Origin of the sequence: Burkholderia sp. ABCPW 111 (assembly GCF_000773065.1) — a bacterium.
Lineage (GTDB): Bacteria > Pseudomonadota > Gammaproteobacteria > Burkholderiales > Burkholderiaceae > Burkholderia > Burkholderia savannae.
In genome coordinates this window covers 1-14,659 of record NZ_JPWT01000054.1, presented here as the reverse complement: position 1 = coordinate 14,659, position 14,659 = coordinate 1, and the positions used below count along the sequence as shown (strand labels likewise).

At 66.9% G+C, this 14,659-nt stretch carries 17 protein-coding genes; 10 read left to right on the top strand and 7 right to left on the bottom strand.

From position 1 onward, the window contains the following. Positions 1-146: 146 nt before the first annotated feature. The 4 genes from minC (at position 147) to X946_RS08155 (ending at position 2,642) form a co-directional block, all read left to right on the top strand. Positions 147-959 (top strand): septum site-determining protein MinC, encoded by an 813-nt coding sequence (gene minC / locus X946_RS08170; protein WP_038745700.1) that lies wholly within the window; start codon positions 147-149, stop codon positions 957-959. A gap of 58 nt (positions 960-1,017) precedes the next feature. Continuing rightward, on the top strand, positions 1,018-1,833 hold the full coding sequence (gene minD / locus X946_RS08165; protein ID WP_038745698.1) for a septum site-determining protein MinD: 816 nt from the start codon (positions 1,018-1,020) through the stop codon (positions 1,831-1,833). A 12-nt stretch (positions 1,834-1,845) separates the two neighbouring features. Further along, positions 1,846-2,100: a cell division topological specificity factor MinE gene (gene minE, locus X946_RS08160; protein ID WP_004186076.1), complete on the top strand. Its 255-nt coding sequence runs from the start codon at positions 1,846-1,848 to the stop codon at positions 2,098-2,100. Between the two features lie 167 nt (positions 2,101-2,267). Then, a complete protein-coding gene (locus tag X946_RS08155) occupies positions 2,268-2,642 on the top strand; it encodes a YXWGXW repeat-containing protein (protein WP_038745696.1) in 375 nt (124 codons plus the stop codon). Positions 2,643-2,759: 117 nt separating this feature from the next. Here X946_RS08155 and X946_RS08145 read toward each other — a convergent pair whose 3' ends face one another. Beyond that, complete coding sequence (locus X946_RS08145) at positions 2,760-4,418, bottom strand: chloride channel protein (RefSeq protein ID WP_038745692.1); 1,659 nt, start codon at positions 4,416-4,418, stop codon at positions 2,760-2,762. Positions 4,419-4,569: 151 nt separating this feature from the next. Here X946_RS08145 and waaC point away from each other — a divergent pair, with 151 nt between their 5' ends. Then, positions 4,570-5,592: a lipopolysaccharide heptosyltransferase I gene (gene waaC / locus X946_RS08140; RefSeq protein ID WP_038745690.1), complete on the top strand. Its 1,023-nt coding sequence runs from the start codon at positions 4,570-4,572 to the stop codon at positions 5,590-5,592. A gap of 43 nt (positions 5,593-5,635) precedes the next feature. On the opposite strand, the gene X946_RS08135 is transcribed toward waaC, so the two are convergent. From X946_RS08135 to X946_RS33455, 4 genes are all read right to left on the bottom strand, one after another. Further along, a complete protein-coding gene (locus X946_RS08135) occupies positions 5,636-5,818 on the bottom strand; it encodes a hypothetical protein (RefSeq protein ID WP_038745688.1) in 183 nt (60 codons plus the stop codon). 176 nt (positions 5,819-5,994) lie between these two features. Further along, entirely contained in the window at positions 5,995-7,308 is a 1,314-nt protein-coding gene (locus X946_RS08130; RefSeq protein WP_038745824.1) for an MFS transporter, read from the bottom strand. Positions 7,309-7,661: 353 nt separating this feature from the next. Next, positions 7,662-8,156: a TonB family protein gene (locus X946_RS08125; RefSeq protein ID WP_038745686.1), complete on the bottom strand. Its 495-nt coding sequence runs from the start codon at positions 8,154-8,156 to the stop codon at positions 7,662-7,664. A gap of 281 nt (positions 8,157-8,437) precedes the next feature. Beyond that, positions 8,438-8,821, bottom strand: a complete 384-nt coding sequence (locus X946_RS33455; protein ID WP_152611653.1) for a hypothetical protein — start codon at positions 8,819-8,821, stop codon at positions 8,438-8,440. Between the two features lie 13 nt (positions 8,822-8,834). On the opposite strand from X946_RS33455, the gene X946_RS08115 reads away from it, so the two are divergent. Further along, positions 8,835-9,305 (top strand): GFA family protein, encoded by a 471-nt coding sequence (locus tag X946_RS08115; protein ID WP_038745682.1) that lies wholly within the window; start codon positions 8,835-8,837, stop codon positions 9,303-9,305. Between the two features lie 511 nt (positions 9,306-9,816). Here X946_RS08115 and X946_RS08110 read toward each other — a convergent pair. Both X946_RS08110 and X946_RS08105 read right to left on the bottom strand, forming a co-directional pair. Next, the gene (locus tag X946_RS08110; RefSeq protein ID WP_038745680.1) at positions 9,817-10,191 is read right to left on the bottom strand and encodes a hypothetical protein; all 375 of its coding nucleotides are present in this window, start codon (positions 10,189-10,191) and stop codon (positions 9,817-9,819) included. 135 nt (positions 10,192-10,326) lie between these two features. Beyond that, complete coding sequence (locus X946_RS08105) at positions 10,327-10,602, bottom strand: hypothetical protein (protein WP_038745822.1); 276 nt, start codon at positions 10,600-10,602, stop codon at positions 10,327-10,329. Positions 10,603-11,831: 1,229 nt separating this feature from the next. On the opposite strand from X946_RS08105, the gene X946_RS35430 reads away from it, so the two are divergent. From X946_RS35430 to X946_RS08090, 4 genes are all read left to right on the top strand, one after another. Next, a complete protein-coding gene (locus tag X946_RS35430; protein WP_152611652.1) occupies positions 11,832-12,155 on the top strand; it encodes a hypothetical protein in 324 nt (107 codons plus the stop codon). Next, the gene (kdpF, locus tag X946_RS08100; RefSeq protein ID WP_038745678.1) at positions 12,152-12,247 is read left to right on the top strand and encodes a K(+)-transporting ATPase subunit F; all 96 of its coding nucleotides are present in this window, start codon (positions 12,152-12,154) and stop codon (positions 12,245-12,247) included. The genes X946_RS35430 and kdpF overlap by 4 nt, the downstream gene beginning before the upstream one ends. Then, complete coding sequence (gene kdpA, locus X946_RS08095) at positions 12,244-14,052, top strand: potassium-transporting ATPase subunit KdpA (RefSeq protein WP_038745676.1); 1,809 nt, start codon at positions 12,244-12,246, stop codon at positions 14,050-14,052. Before kdpF ends, kdpA begins: the two co-directional genes overlap by 4 nt. Before the next feature lie 22 nt (positions 14,053-14,074). Beyond that, positions 14,075-14,659: P-type ATPase (locus tag X946_RS08090; protein ID WP_038745674.1), on the top strand; the 585-nt coding region annotated here is incomplete at its 3' end.

Here is a 14,659-nt window from a genome sequence, read left to right as displayed (position 1 = left end):
GCGAACCGATCCCGTTCCCTCCTTGCCGCGCCCGGACCGGGCGTCGCGGGCGGGCGCCGCGCCGCGCGGGCGCCCGGCGCGCCCGAAAATGATGGCCCCCGGCGTGGACGCCTGTAAAATACGCAAAATTTTTTTGCAGGACGTCCATGTCGCTTAAAAAATCGCCATTCTTCGAACTGCGCAGCGGTTCGGTCGACACGTTGCTGTTCATCGTGAAAACCGCCGACCTCGATGCGTTGCGCGCCGAGTTGGTCAAGCGTTTCGAAGCGACACCCGAATTTTTTGCGGACGACGTCGTCGCGATCGACGTGCGGCGGCTCGCGGACAACGAACGCGTCCCGCTCGACGAAATTCGCCGGATGCTGAACGACGTGCGGATGCGGACGATCGGCGTGGTCGCGCAGCCCGGCCAGCACGCATGGGCGGCGGGCGGGGACTTGCCGCTTCTCGAGGCGCGCGACCGGCGCGCGTCGGCGCCGAAGGCGGCGGACGACGCGCCCGCGCAGCCGGCGGAGCAGGACGCGCCGGCCGCCGGGCAGGCCGCGCTCTTCGCCGAAGCCGGCCCGTCCGGCGTCGAGGCGCCCGCGCAGTCGGCGAGCGCCGCGCCCGCCGCCGCGCCGCAATCGGCGACGCTCGTCATCGACAAGCCGCTGCGTTCAGGACAACAGATTTACGCGAAGGGAGATCTCGTGGTGCTCGGCCCGGTCAGTTACGGCGCCGAGGTCATCGCGGAAGGCAACATCCACATCTACGCGCCGTTGCGCGGCCGCGCTCTCGCGGGCGTGCACGGCAATCACGACGCGCGCATCTTCTGCACGTGTCTCGAACCGGAGCTGATCTCGATCGCGGGTATCTATCGGACCACCGAGAACCCGCTGCCGGCCGACGTACTCGGCAAGTCGGTGCAGATCCGGTTGGAACAGGAAAAACTGATGATCGAACCGCTGCGCCTCACGTAACACGCGTGGCGCGGCAATCGGGTCGGTCGGTCCTCATTGACGAACACAGGGTAGGTAAATGGCAAAAATCATCGTGGTGACTTCGGGCAAGGGCGGCGTGGGCAAGACGACGACGAGCGCGAGCTTCGCTTCCGGTCTCGCGCTGCGCGGTCACAAGACGGCCGTGATCGATTTCGACGTCGGTCTGCGCAATCTCGACCTCATCATGGGCTGCGAGCGCCGCGTCGTCTACGATCTCGTCAACGTGATCCAGGGCGAAGCGAACCTGAACCAGGCGCTCATCAAGGACAAGAAGTGCGAGAACCTGCACATCCTGCCCGCGTCGCAGACGCGCGACAAGGAAGCGCTGACGCGCGAGGGCGTCGAGAAGGTCATCAACGACCTGATCGCGATGGATTTCGAATTCATCATCTGTGATTCGCCCGCGGGCATCGAGTCGGGCGCGCTGCATGCGATGTACTTCGCGGACGAGGCGCTCGTCGTGACGAACCCGGAAGTGTCGTCGGTGCGCGACTCGGACCGCATCCTCGGCATCCTGTCGTCGAAGACGAAGCGCGCGACGGAAGGCAAAGATCCGATCCGGGAGCACCTGCTCATCACCCGCTACAACCCGAAACGCGTGACCGAAGGCGAGATGCTGTCGCTCGACGACATCAGCGAGATCCTGCGCATCAAGCTGATCGGCGTCGTGCCGGAGTCCGAAGCAGTGCTGCACGCGTCGAACCAGGGCCTGCCCGCCGTCCACCTCGACGGCACCGACGTCGCGGAAGCCTACAAGGACATCGTCGCGCGCTTCCTCGGCGAGGACAAACCGCTGCGTTTCACCGACTATCAGAAGCCGGGCCTGCTGCAGCGCCTCTTCGGCTCCAAGTAACGGAGGCGCGTCATGTCGATTCTGTCGTTTCTGCTCGGTGAAAAGAAGAAGTCCGCGGCCGTCGCGAAGGAGCGCTTGCAGCTCATCATCGCGCACGAACGCGTGGGCGGCCGCCCGCCCGCCGATTATCTGCCTGCGCTGCAAAAGGAGCTCGTCGCGGTCATTTCGAAGTACGTGAAGATTTCGAACGATGACATCCGCGTGAGCCTCGAGCGCCAGGACGATCTGGAAGTGCTCGAAGTGAAGATCGAGATTCCGCAAGCCTGACGCATTTCCCGCCTCATCGCGCGCGGTGCGTCGCCGCCGCGCGCGGCCTTACTTCTCGTTGCACTTTCGGGCCTCCCGTAACGCAGCGCCTGTCCGCCGTTACGCCTTCCCGAGCATTGAATGGGTACGCTCTCGTCGCGTATTCAATCACATTCTCGGAGGCAAGGATGTCTTTCTCTCTTCATCGTGTCGCGCTGCCGTTCGTCGTCGCGGGCGCGGGCCTTTGCGCGCTCGCCGCGCCGCTCGCCGCGAGCGCCGACGAGATCATCGTTGCGCAGGCGGCGCCCGGCGTCGTCGTCGAGCCGGCCGCCGCGGAAGTCGTCGTCGTTGCGCCGAGCGCGCCGCCGCCCGTGCGCTACGAGGTCGTGCCCGAGCCGCGTGTCGGCTATGTGTGGGATCGCGGCCACTGGCGCTGGGATCACGGCCGCTACGTGTGGATCGCCGGGCATTGGGAAGCCGAGCGCGTCGGCCTGCACTGGGAGCCGGGCCACTGGGCGCAGCGCGGGCCGGGCTGGGTCTGGATTCGCGGCCACTGGGCTTGAGGAGGGCCGGGCGATGAAACGAACCTTGTTCGCGCTTGCGCTCGTCGCGCTGACGCTGGCCGGCTGCGTCATCGTGCCGGCGCGGCCGGTGTACTACCGGCCGGCGCCCGTCGTGATCTATTGAGCCGGGCGATGCGGCGGCTCGCGATGCGGTGCGCCGTTCGACTGCGGCGGGGAGGCGTCGGCGCGCGCCGTCGGCTCGCCGTCTGCGTCGAGCGCCGAAGCCGAGTCCGCTTGCGCGAGCGGGGCCGCACGCGAGGCGTCGGCCTCGCTCGCCGCATCGGCGGCGTGCGTCGCGGCATTCGCGCCGCCGAGCTTTTCCATCGTCGTATCGTTCGCGTCGGCGGCCGGCGTGCCGTCGTCGCGCAGCGTATCGAGCGGATCGGCGGGCGCCGACTCGGCGTCTTCGGGCATCTTGAGCGCCGTGATGCCGGTGTGCGCGGGAGCGGCGGCGGCGGGCGCGGCCGCCGCGTGCTTCGGCTGCGGCGGCTTCAGATAGCGCTCGGCGAGCGTTTCGTAGAGGGGCGGCACGAACAGGCGCGACACGCGGCTCGCGATCAGCGCGGTCGCCATCAGCGAGATCACGAGCGCGTGGCCGTTGATCATCTCCATCACGATCACGAACGACGTGATCGGCGATTGCGTGACGGCCGCGAGATAGCCGACCATCGCGAGGGCGATCAGCATCGGCAGATGCATCCCGCTGAACACGTAGTGCAGCAGATTGCCGAAGCCCGCGCCGATCGACAGCGACGGCGCGAAGATCCCGCCCGGAATCCCGGGCAGATACGACGCGACCATCGAAGCCATTTTGAGCAACGGATACAGGACGGGCAGTTGTTCGCGGCCGTCGAGGAGCCCGCGCGCCTGCGCGTAGCCGCTGCCGAACGTCGTGCCGCCGGATGCGACGCCGACGGCGGCGATCGCGACGCCGCACGCCGCCGCGAACACGATCGGACGCTCGCGGTAGAGCGTCAGCAGCCGCGCGGGCAGCCAGCGGCCGGTGTTGAGCAGCAGCCAGCCGAACAGGCCGCCTGCGACGCCCGTGACGAGCGCCGTGAGCAGCACGGCGGGCGCGAGCATTTTCGGAAATTGCAGGCCGATGTCGATCGTGCCGAAGTACGTGTAGTTGCCGTTCATGCCGAGCGCGATCACGCCGGCGATGATGATCGCGGTGATGAGCACGCCGCTCGCGCGCGCCGAGAAGCTGCGGCTCAACTCCTCGATTGCGAACACGATTCCCGCGAGCGGCGTGTTGAACGCCGCGGACAGGCCCGCCGCCGCGCCCGCGAGCACGAGCTGCCGTTCGATCAGCGCGTTCGAGCGCGGGTAGAAGCGGCGCAGGTTGAACATCAGCGATGCGCCGATCTGCACGGTCGGCCCTTCGCGGCCGATCGTGAAGCCGCCGACGATGCCGAGCCACGAGATCAGGATCTTGCCGAACAGGATGCGCAGCGTTAGCAACCGCGAGCCGAACGCGCTAGGCTGTGCGTGCAGCGTGGCGATCACCTGAGGAATCCCGCTGCCTTCCGCGCCGCGAAAGAAGCGGCGCGTGAGCCAGACGGACAGCGCGGCGACGGCGGGCGTCAGCAGGAACGGCAGCCACGGGCGGCCGCGCTCGAGCGTGCGGAACGCATCGTAGCCCCAATCGATGAGCCGCGCATACATGACGGCCATCAGGCCCACCGCGATCGCGCCGAGCCAGAACACGCCGTACTGGCGCCAGATCCGCTGCGTGCGGCGCGTGAGAGTTGGAATCAGGCGAGGGCGTTGCATGGGCAGTGATGCGAGCAAAAACGAAATTATAAGGAGCGCAATGCATGGCCGCGACGACGTCGAGTGATCGTAATTTGATTGTAATTTTTGTCTTCTGCGATTCGATCTAATTAGAATGCCAAACTAACAAGCTGGAGACATCCACATACAAATGAAACGTATTCTCATTGTGAAGGTGACATCGCTCGGCGATGTCGTGCAGACGCTGCCCGTCGTCGCGGACATCCATCGCGCGTTTCCGGGCGTGCAGGTGGATTGGGCCGTCGACGAATCGTGCGCCGACGTCGTGCGCTGGAGCACCGGCGTGAGCCGCGTGCTGTGCGCGCCGCTGCGGCGTTTCAAGAAGGCGCGCAGCCGCGCGGACCTGCAGGTGATCGCGGCTTCGATCGGCGAGCTGCGCGCATACCGTTACGATGCGGTGATCGACCTTCACGGAGTCTACAAAAGCGCGATCATTTCGTTTCTCGCGCGCGCGCGCCGGCGCTACGGCTACCGGAATCAGGATCTCGGCGAGCTCGGCGCGATGTTCGCGTACAACGGGCGCTTCGGCCCGCGCCCCGCTTGCGATGCGTGGCACGGCATGCGCGTGAGCGCCGGCGAGGCGCTCGGCTACGAGCCGCAGGGCCGCGCCGATTACCTGCTCGAAGTGCCGCCGGAGTCGCGCGAGCCGCATACGGCGCCGCTCGCGGCGCACGCGGAGCCGGCCGGGCCGTATGCGCTGTTCTTTCACGCGACGTCGAACGACGACAAGCGCTGGCCGGCCGATCACTGGGGCGCGCTCGCGCGCGAGATGCTCGCCCGCGGGCTGCACGTGCTGCTGCCGTGGGGTGGCGAGCACGAGCGCGAGGAGGCGCAGCGGATCGCCGCGCACGCGCCGGGCGCCGTCGTGCTGCCCAAGCTGACGCTCACGGACGTCGCGCGCAAGATCGATCGCGCGACGCTCGTCGTTGGCGTCGATACCGGCTTCGTTCACATGTCGCACGCGCTCGAGAAGCCGACCGTCATGATCTTTCGCGCGACGTCGCGCCAGCATCTGGGCGTGGGCGGCGCGCCACAGTCGCTGTCGATCGGGGACGAAGGCTCCACGCCGAGCGTCGACGACGTGCTCGGCGCGGTCGAGCGCGTCTATCCGGCGGGCACGATGGAGGAGCCGCGGCGCGTCGCCGCGATGTAGGCGTGCGCGGGCATGCGCGGCCCGTTCGCCGGGCGCGGCGCGCTCAAGACATCAGTAATTCGAACGCGATCACGGCCGCAATGGCCGCGAGGTTCGCGGCGAGCGCTTCGAGCGCGATGCCGAGCCAGCTTTTCGGCCTGAAGTGCGCGGCAAGCAGCAGCGCGCCGCCGAGCGACAGCGCGAGAATCAACACGAGATCGGAGTTCTGCAGGCGGATGAGGTCCATCGCGGCGGCTCCTGTCGGCTGATGCCGAATGCGTCGCGCTCGCCGCGCTGCGCGGCAGGCGTTCGTCCATCGAGTATAGGCACGGCGACGCGTAACGAAAACGCGGCCGGCCGCCGCTCGTTCGATGCGGGCGGGGGCACGATCCGGATCGCGCGGCCCGCCCGTCGCTCGCGCGTTCAGGTCAGCTTTGCGTCGCGCGTCTCGCGCATCAGCAGCACGCCGACGAGGCTGATCGCCGCCGCGACCGACACGTAGCCGCCTACCCACGCGAGCCCGCCGCGCGCGGCGAGCAGCTGCGCGATGTACGGCGCGATCGACGCGCCGAGGATGCCGCCCAGGTTGTACGCGACGCCCGCGCCCGTGTAGCGGACGTTGGTCGGAAACAGTTCCGGCAGCAGTGCGCCCATCGGCGCGAACGTCACTCCCATCAAGAACAGCTCGATCGTCAGGAACAGCGCGACGAGCGCCGTCGAGCCGCTGCCGAGAAGGGGCGCCATCGTGAAGCCCGACAGCAGCGCGGCGATCGAGCCCGCGATCAGCACAGGCTTGCGGCCGAAGCGGTCGGCGGCCGCGGCGGCGAGCGGCGTCGCGAGCGCCATGAACAGCACCGCGAAGCACAGCAGGCCGAGAAAGCTCTGGCGCGAGAAATGCAGCGTCGCGACGCCGTACGACAGCGAGAACACCGTCGAGATGTAAAAGAGCGTGTAGCAGACGACCATCGCGAGCGCGCCGAGCAGCGTCGGCCGCCAGTGGTGCGCGACGAGCGCGGCGATCGGCACGCGCACGCGCTCGTGCCGGTCGAGCGCGGCCTGGAATGCGGGCGTCTCGGCGATCTTCAGGCGCACGTACAGGCCGACCGCGACGAGCGCCGCGCTCACGAGAAACGGAATGCGCCAGCCCCACGAGCGGAACTGCTCGTCGGACAGCGTGAGCGCGAGCGCGAAGAAGAGGCCGTTCGATGCGAGAAAGCCGATCGACGGGCCGAGCTGCGGGAACATCCCGAACCAGCCGCGCTTGCCGGCAGGCGCGTGCTCGGTCGCGAGGAGCGCGGCGCCGCCCCATTCGCCGCCGAGGCCGATGCCCTGGCCGAAGCGCAGCACGCAGAGCAGCACCGGCGCGAGCGCGCCGATCGCGTCGTAGCCGGGCACGAGGCCGATCGCCGTCGTCGACACGCCCATCACGAGCAGCGACGCGACGAGCGTCGATTTGCGGCCGATCCGGTCGCCGAAGTGGCCGAACAGGAACGAGCCGATCGGCCGCGCGATGAACGCGATGCCGAACGTGACGAACGCGGACAGCGCCTGCGCGGTCGCCGAGCCGTGCGGGAAGAACACGGGACCGATCACGAGCGCGGCGGCCGTCGCGTATACGTAGAAGTCGTAGAACTCGATCGCCGTGCCGATGAAGCTCGCGAACACGATGCGCCGATGGCTCGTCGTGCCGGCTGCGCGCGGCGCGGCGGCGGAAGCGGAAAGACGGGTATCCGACATGCGGGTCTCCGGTTGTGGCGGTACGACGCCCGGCGGCTCGCGCATCGCTCGTCGCGCGCGAGCGGCGGCCGTCGCTCCTTGATTCGAATCGAGAGTCGGGTGCGACGCGAAGCGGGCGGCGCATGCCGGCGGTTCGCGCGCGGCCGTGCGACGGCGCACGCCATGCCCATGCGGGCCTTTGCGTGCCCGCGTGTCGTCGATGCGTGGCGCGGCTTGCCGGATAGGCGCGACGCGCTAGCGGGCCTTGCGGCCGAACGGGGTGCGGGAAATTATAGCGACGCGGGCGCGAGCCGTCGCGCCGCGTGCGGCGGCGCGCGGGCGGACGGGAACGGCGGTTCGCGCCCGCGTCCGGTTCAGTTGAGCGTCTGCGCTTGCGGCGCCGCTTTCGTGCGCAACTGGAACTGGCCGTTGTCGTTGAAGAGCCAGCTTTCCATCAATTCGACCTGGCCGCGCCCGTCGAGCATCTTCGCGGGCGGCGGCGGCAGCGGCGCGGCGCGGCGCAGCGACGCGAGCGCGATGCCTTCCGCTTCGTCGTCGCCGTTGCTGCGATAGACGGCCGATTTCACGAGCTGCCCGTTGCGATCGACGGTGAACGCGACGACCACGAGCGAGCGCAGCATCGCCTGGGGCGTGCCGCGCAGGATGCGATCCGAATTGCGATTGGCGATGCGCTCGGCGACGGCCGCACGGTATTCGGTGGCGCTCATCGACGGCACGCTCGGCACGACGACTGCGCCGTGCGGCGGCGGCAGCGTGATCGTGCATGCGGCGAGCGCGGCCGCGCACGCGGACAACACCGCGCCGCGCCATGCGGTTCGGATTCGGACGGAGTCGGAGCGCGTCGTCATGATCGCCTCCCTGGGGATCGGCGGAGCACCGATTTCATGATAGGTCCGCGCGCTCGGCGGTGCATCGGGACAAACGATCGACGTGATCGCGAGAACCGGTTCGCCCCCGCCGCGTAATCGCTCCGTTCGCGGTGGCGGCCGCGTTTGCGCTCGCGGCGTAAGGCAATTGTCGCCGCGGCGATGTCGACGAGGCGGTGACGTGGAGCCGCCTCGCGTCGCCGCCGATCGAGCGCCGAATCGTGTGCTCGCGGTCGCATCGATCGAGAGGTTTCTTCAAGCCGCTATCGGCGGCAGCCGGAAGTTCGTGCTGGTGCGAGCGATGTCCGAAGCGATATCCGATGCGCGCCCTTCGACAATGCGACGATGCGATATGGCGGCGCTCGCCGTGCCGCGCGATTTCGCCGTCGAACGGAGCGAATCTGCGCGGCTTGTTCGATCCGCGCCGCGCTCGAAAGCGGGTTTTCGACCGGCACCGTCACGCCGAACACGAAACGCATGCGCTCACGCCGGCGGTTTCGTCGGCGAAGCCGCGACGCACCGGCATCGGCACCGGCTTCGGCATCGGCATCGGCTGCGGCTTCGGCTTCGGCATGCGCGATGCGCGATGCGCGTTGATCGCCTTTCCCGATCCGTAATAGGATGGCCCATCCTCGATTGTCCACCAACGAAGAGAGCGCAATGGAAGACTGGAAATTGCCCTGGACGGGCGGATGCCGCTGCGCAAGGCTGCGCTTCGAGATCACCGCACCGCCGCTGCTGACGATGGCGTGTCACTGCACCGGTTGCCAGAAGATGAGCGCAAGCGCCTTCTCGCTGTCGATGGCGATTCCCACGCAGGGTTTTCGCGTGACTGAAGGCGAGCCGGTTGTCGGCGGCCTGCACGGCGAGCAGATCCGTCACCGGCATTGTGACTGGTGCAAGAGCTGGGTGTTCACCGAGCTCGAACCCAGCATGGGATTCGTCAACGTTCGCCCGTCGATGCTCGACGATTTCGGATGGTTCACCCCTTACGTCGAGACCTATACCAGCGAGGCGCTGCCTTGGGCGAGGACCGGCGCGATGCACGGTTTCGCGACGTTTCCGCCGCTCGAGGATTATGGCCCGATCGTCGCCGAGTTCGCGCGGAAGGGGCCACGCCCTGGGCGATAGGCGGCACATCATGGGCCGCCGCCGGGAGATCGATGCGAGGTTCTCATCCCGTGCGGCGCGCGACGGGAATCGTCGCGCTCGTGCTCGGTGGCTTCGCGGCGCGATGCGCGAGCCGAGGAACCGCCGCGGAGAGCGAGCGATTCGCGATAGAGGCTCGTTGCTCGTTCGCGAAGGACGGTCTTCCCGAATTCGCGGTCGATCGTTTCCGGTTCGTTTCCGATGTGTTTCCTGCGGCCTCGAATCGTTTCGCACGTCGACGTCGCCATTGTGTTGCGAGCCCCCGGCCGGAGTTTGCTGATCGCGCGCGCAGCGCGGACATGCGCGTTGCGCGAAGAACGCATTCGCAGGCGTGCCGATCAGTGCGGCGAAAGCCCCAGCGTTCGTGTCGCAGGCGATCGCGCGCCAGCGCGACGACGGAAACGCCGCGCGGGGCGCAAGCGCCCGAGCCGCTCACCGGGAATCGCGTGGCGGCCGGGCGCCGAACGCTCGTCCGCGCCGCCTTCACTCGCGCCTATTCGCAACGTTTCATCTTCAGGACGCGCGAAACCTGACCAGTCGTGAACCCGCTGTTGCGCACAAAAGGCGTGCAGTCGAGCGGTGCGGTCAACGATTCGCTGACGGCAAACAGGCCGATGAAACGAAACGCGTCCGTCTCCATCTTGATGAACACGGGAATGGCGCCGCCCTGATTGGCGAGCGTCCTGCCGGCGGCTCTTGCCGAAGCGCTGCCGTCGCAGATAATGACATCGGGCGCTTGCGGATTGAGATCCGTCCGCAGGCAGGCGGCGACGACCTTGCCGTTCTTCGTGGGCAAAAACGCCTGCTTGCTGCCGCCGCAGGCCGTGTGGATGAATTCGCGCGTGTAGTTCTTGTTGATTTCAAACATGTCGATGCTCCAGATTCGTCGAATGCAATGCATGCGAGCGGGCATGCCCGTGAATCAAAATCGCTCGAGCCGTCCGGCGCGTGTTGCGGCGATGCACATGTTGCCTCTCACGCGTTCGGCGACGCGCGCTCGAAATCAGGATCGCCGGCTCGGCCGCCCGACGCTCTCCCGCGGGATCAATTCGCTCAGGATGCGCAGCAGGACTTTTCCTTTCCGCGTGATCGAGAACTTGGGCGCGCCCTTTTCCCGATCGATCAGTTCCGCCAGCCCTGCGTCGCGGAGCATCGTCATGTCGAGCGTTCCCCGCTCGATTTCGACGGGCGCATGTTCGAGCAGCATCAGCGCCGCCATTTCATGCGCGCTCAGCCGCGGCATGCTCGCCGGCGCCGAATTTCCATGGAACTCGTTCATCAGCAATCCTTTCTTCAACACGCATGGCGCACATGCGTATCGCATCGTTCGCCACGCGCAAAACGATGCGAAGTCCGAAGGGGCGGGCGAAGAGCAGGAGCCGCGTCGTGTCGACGGTCGGCCCGTCCCGGCTCTCGGGATTCGGCCCGGGCGCGTCGACGCCGTCGGAAGGCCATTGCCAGATATCAGCTCGATGGCGACGTGCCGCGCCTCGGAACGCGGGCATCGTGCGCGCGTTGCGGTTTCCGCGAGCGAACGCAGCCCCGCATGGCGCGCTGCCGCCGGAGTTGCGGCAGCCGGGCCATTCCTGCGGGCCGAAGGACACTCGGGAAGGGTAGCTAGCGGCGCGCACCGCCCGCCTTTCGGCAGGACGATGGCTCGAGGAAAAGAGCTTGCGTCCTGCCTGTCAGGTAGCGATGCAACTTGGGGGACGAGGACATCGGATGGTCATGTCGCCGGCTCTCGGTTGGATTACGGTTGATATTTTATTGAGCCGCGATCCGGTGACAAGTAAAAAGGTCGTAAAGGAGGATGGGTCGGCGCGCTTGTCGATGCGTGTTCCGCGCGTAGCGCGGGGCGGCGGAATGTCGAGAGCGCGATGCAGGCGCGCGCGCTCGGCCGTCGCCGCGGCGCCGCCACGTTCGCGCCGGCGCGCCTCACCGACACGCGGCGCATCGCATCCGGACGAATCATCGTGGTCCGCACGCGGTCGCGGCTTCGCCGACGGTGTGCGTTCACGGTTGAAGAGAGGCGATGGCGTGCCTCTTGCGAATCCGCACGCCTTGCGGATGCCGCTTTCCGTCACCTGCAGTCAGGCGCGGGTGAATGCGCATTCATGCATTCATGCACTCACGCATTCACGACTTGAGCGCGGGAGCGCTAGCGCTCAGGCGTCCCGTCGAAAGATCGCGAATTCTCGCTATCCATTCTTGATTGAGCTCCGAAACGTGAACGGCTATGCATGGCGAGATTCGTGGTGGTCCAACGCCGAACGCCGAACGCTGAACGCCGAATGCCGAATGCCGAACGCCGAACGCCGAACGCCTCCGAGGCGACCTCATCGATACGTCTGCCGGCGTATTGAAGTTCGAACAGAAAACGAAACGAAGTCGAACCGCGTTCGACGCGGCGATGCAAAATTTCGGCGTTGGTCACAGAGTTGACTCACGTCAATTGTCTGTAAAAACGCGTGACTAAGCTACGTCCGAGCGCGGGACGCCGACGCAGGCGTGCTGCGCCGAAGTGATCAGGGGTTCTATTCATTTCGCATCGAGCCGCTCGAAGTTGCTCGACGCTCCGATGCGATGGCGCGCATTCGCTTTCTCTCACCCGACGCCTCCGCCGTTTCTGTTTACGCAACTTTTATAGTCCCGCGCTTCGGTTTTTCGGGAAGTTTACCGTGGCTCTCATACGCTGGGTTTAGCGGGTTTCCGCTTGGAGGCGCGACCATGTATCTCCTTTACCTCATCGCCATCGGCGTATTCGGCGGCTTGATCGCCGCGATGATCGCCGGTTGCGACAAACTGCGCCGCACGTCGGGAGGCCGCTCATGAGTGCCTGGATGATGTGGCTCGCGGGCGCCGCGACGGCCGTCTTGTTCGTCTATCTCCTCTATGCGCTTCTGCGCGCGGAGGATCTCGAATGAACCTGAACAATTCGATCCAGACGGGCATTTTTATCGTCTTATTGATCGCGCTGGCGATTCCGCTCGGGCGATACATGGCGAATGTGCTCGACGGCAAGTCGGCGATCGTGCTCCGCGTAGGGCGACCGGTCGAGACCGCGCTGTACAGGCTAGCCGGCGTCGATTCCGCCGCGGAGATGTCGTGGCGGCAATACGCGATGGCCGTCGTCGCGTTCAACGCGCTCGGCGTCGTCGTCGTGTACGGCGTGTTGCGCATCCAGCAATGGCTGCCGGGCAATCCGCAAGCATTCGGCCCGATGACGCCGGACGCCGCGTTCAACACCGCGGTGAGCTTCGTCACGAACACCAACTGGCAGGACTACACGCCGGAGCAGACCGTCAGCTATCTGACGCAGATGGCCGCGCTGACGGTGCAGAATTTCTTTTCGGCGGCCACGGGCATTGCCGTCGTGGTCGCATTGATCCGAGGCTTCGCGCGCCATACGTCGAAGACGATCGGCAACTTCTGGGTCGACTTCACGCGCATCACGCTCTATATCCTCATGCCGGCCGCGCTCGTCGTCGCCGTCGCGCTCGTGAGCCAGGGCGCGATCCAGAACTTCTCGTCGTATGTCGACGTGCCGACGTTGCAGGTCACGCACTACCAGGCGCCCAAGACGGACGCGCAAGGCAATCCGGTCAAGGACGCGAAGGGCAATGCGGTGATGGCGGACTTCAAGGCCGACAAGCAGACGATCGCGATGGGGCCCGTCGCATCGCAGGAAGCGATCAAGATGCTCGGCACGAACGGCGGCGGATTCTTCAATGCAAACTCCGCGCATCCTTACGAGAATCCCACGCCCGTCGCCAATTTCACGCAGATGATCGCGATACTGATCATCCCCGCCGCGTTGTGCGTCGTGTTCGGCCGTATGGTGGGCGACCGCCGGCAGGGCCATGCGATTCTCGCGGCGATGACGATCGCGTTCGCCGTTGCGTGCTGGGGCGAAATATCCGCGGAGCAGGCCGGCAATCCCGTCTTCACGACGCTGAACGTCGATCAGCGCGCGTCGCCCGTTCAGGACGGCGGCAACATGGAAGGCAAGGAAACCCGATTCGGCATCGCGCAGTCGGGCATCTTCACCGTCGCCACGACGGCGGCGTCGTGCGGCGCGGTGAACAACATGCACGATTCGTTGACGCCGCTGGGCGGATTCGTCCCGCTGATGTTGATCCAACTCGGCGAAGTGATCTTCGGCGGGGTGGGTTCCGGACTCTATGGAATGCTCGTCTTCGCGTTGCTGGCGGTGTTCGTCGCCGGGCTGATGATCGGACGAACGCCGGAGTACGTCGGCAAGAAGATCGAATCGTACGAGATGAAGATGGTGTCGATTGCCGTTCTGCTGACGCCGCTCCTCGTGCTCGTCGGCGCGTCGGTCGCCGTGCTGTCGGCGGCCGGCGTGGCGGGCGTCGCGAATCCGGGCCCGCACGGCTTCTCGGAGATTCTCTACGCGTACAGCTCGGCCGCGAACAACAACGGCAGCGCGTTCGCGGGCCTCTCGGTCAACACGCCGTTCTACAACGTGACGCTCGCGATCGCGATGTGGTTCGGCCGCCTCGGCACGATCATTCCGGTGCTCGCGATCGCGGGCTCGCTCGCGGGCAAGAAGCGCATCGCGGTGACGGCCGGCACGCTGCCGACGCACGGTCCGCTGTTCGTCGTGCTGCTGCTCGGCACGGTGCTGCTCGTCGGCGCGCTGACCTATGTGCCGGCGCTCGCGCTCGGCCCGGTCGTCGAGCATCTGATGATGATCGCCGGTCATTGACGTCGTTCATGGCGAGGTAGACATGATTCAGGATAACCAAGCATCGCAACATCGCCCCGACAACCTCGGGCACGCGCGCCTCGCGGCGCGCTCGATGTTCGATCCGGCCATCGTCCGGCCGGCTTTGGTCGATTCGTTGCGCAAGCTCGCGCCGCGCACGCAGTTGCGCAACCCGGTGATGTTCTGCGTGTACGTCGGCAGCATCCTGACGACGGTCCTGTGGATCGCCGCGCTGCGCGGCGACGCCGAGGCGCCCGCGGGCTTCATTCTCGCGGTCGCGCTGTGGCTGTGGTTCACCGTGCTGTTCGCGAACTTCGCCGAGGCGCTCGCCGAAGGGCGCTCGAAGGCGCAGGCGGCATCGTTGCGCGCCGCGCGGCACGACGTGATGGCGAAGAAGCTCGAGGGGCCGCACCCGAAATCGCCGATCCGCATCATGACCGCGAGCGACCTGCGCCGCGGCGACGTCGTGCTCGTCGAGGCGGGCGACGCGATTCCGGCGGACGGCGAGGTGATCGAAGGCGTCGCGTCGGTCGACGAATCGGCGATCACCGGCGAATCGGCGCCCGTGATCCGCGAATCGGGCGGCGATTTCTCGTCGGTGACGGGC

Coding starts and splice junctions, on each gene's coding strand:
- minC (WP_038745700.1), top strand. CDS start 147: ATGTCGCTTAAAAAATCGCCATTCTTCGAACTGCGCAGCGGTTCGGTC.
- minD (WP_038745698.1), top strand. CDS start 1,018: ATGGCAAAAATCATCGTGGTGACTTCGGGCAAGGGCGGCGTGGGCAAG.
- minE (WP_004186076.1), top strand. CDS start 1,846: ATGTCGATTCTGTCGTTTCTGCTCGGTGAAAAGAAGAAGTCCGCGGCC.
- X946_RS08155 (WP_038745696.1), top strand. CDS start 2,268: ATGTCTTTCTCTCTTCATCGTGTCGCGCTGCCGTTCGTCGTCGCGGGC.
- X946_RS08145 (WP_038745692.1), bottom strand. CDS start 4,418: ATGCAACGCCCTCGCCTGATTCCAACTCTCACGCGCCGCACGCAGCGG.
- waaC (WP_038745690.1), top strand. CDS start 4,570: ATGAAACGTATTCTCATTGTGAAGGTGACATCGCTCGGCGATGTCGTG.
- X946_RS08135 (WP_038745688.1), bottom strand. CDS start 5,818: ATGGACCTCATCCGCCTGCAGAACTCCGATCTCGTGTTGATTCTCGCG.
- X946_RS08130 (WP_038745824.1), bottom strand. CDS start 7,308: ATGTCGGATACCCGTCTTTCCGCTTCCGCCGCCGCGCCGCGCGCAGCC.
- X946_RS08125 (WP_038745686.1), bottom strand. CDS start 8,156: ATGACGACGCGCTCCGACTCCGTCCGAATCCGAACCGCATGGCGCGGC.
- X946_RS08115 (WP_038745682.1), top strand. CDS start 8,835: ATGGAAGACTGGAAATTGCCCTGGACGGGCGGATGCCGCTGCGCAAGG.
- X946_RS08110 (WP_038745680.1), bottom strand. CDS start 10,191: ATGTTTGAAATCAACAAGAACTACACGCGCGAATTCATCCACACGGCC.
- X946_RS08105 (WP_038745822.1), bottom strand. CDS start 10,602: ATGAACGAGTTCCATGGAAATTCGGCGCCGGCGAGCATGCCGCGGCTG.
- kdpF (WP_038745678.1), top strand. CDS start 12,152: ATGAGTGCCTGGATGATGTGGCTCGCGGGCGCCGCGACGGCCGTCTTG.
- kdpA (WP_038745676.1), top strand. CDS start 12,244: ATGAACCTGAACAATTCGATCCAGACGGGCATTTTTATCGTCTTATTG.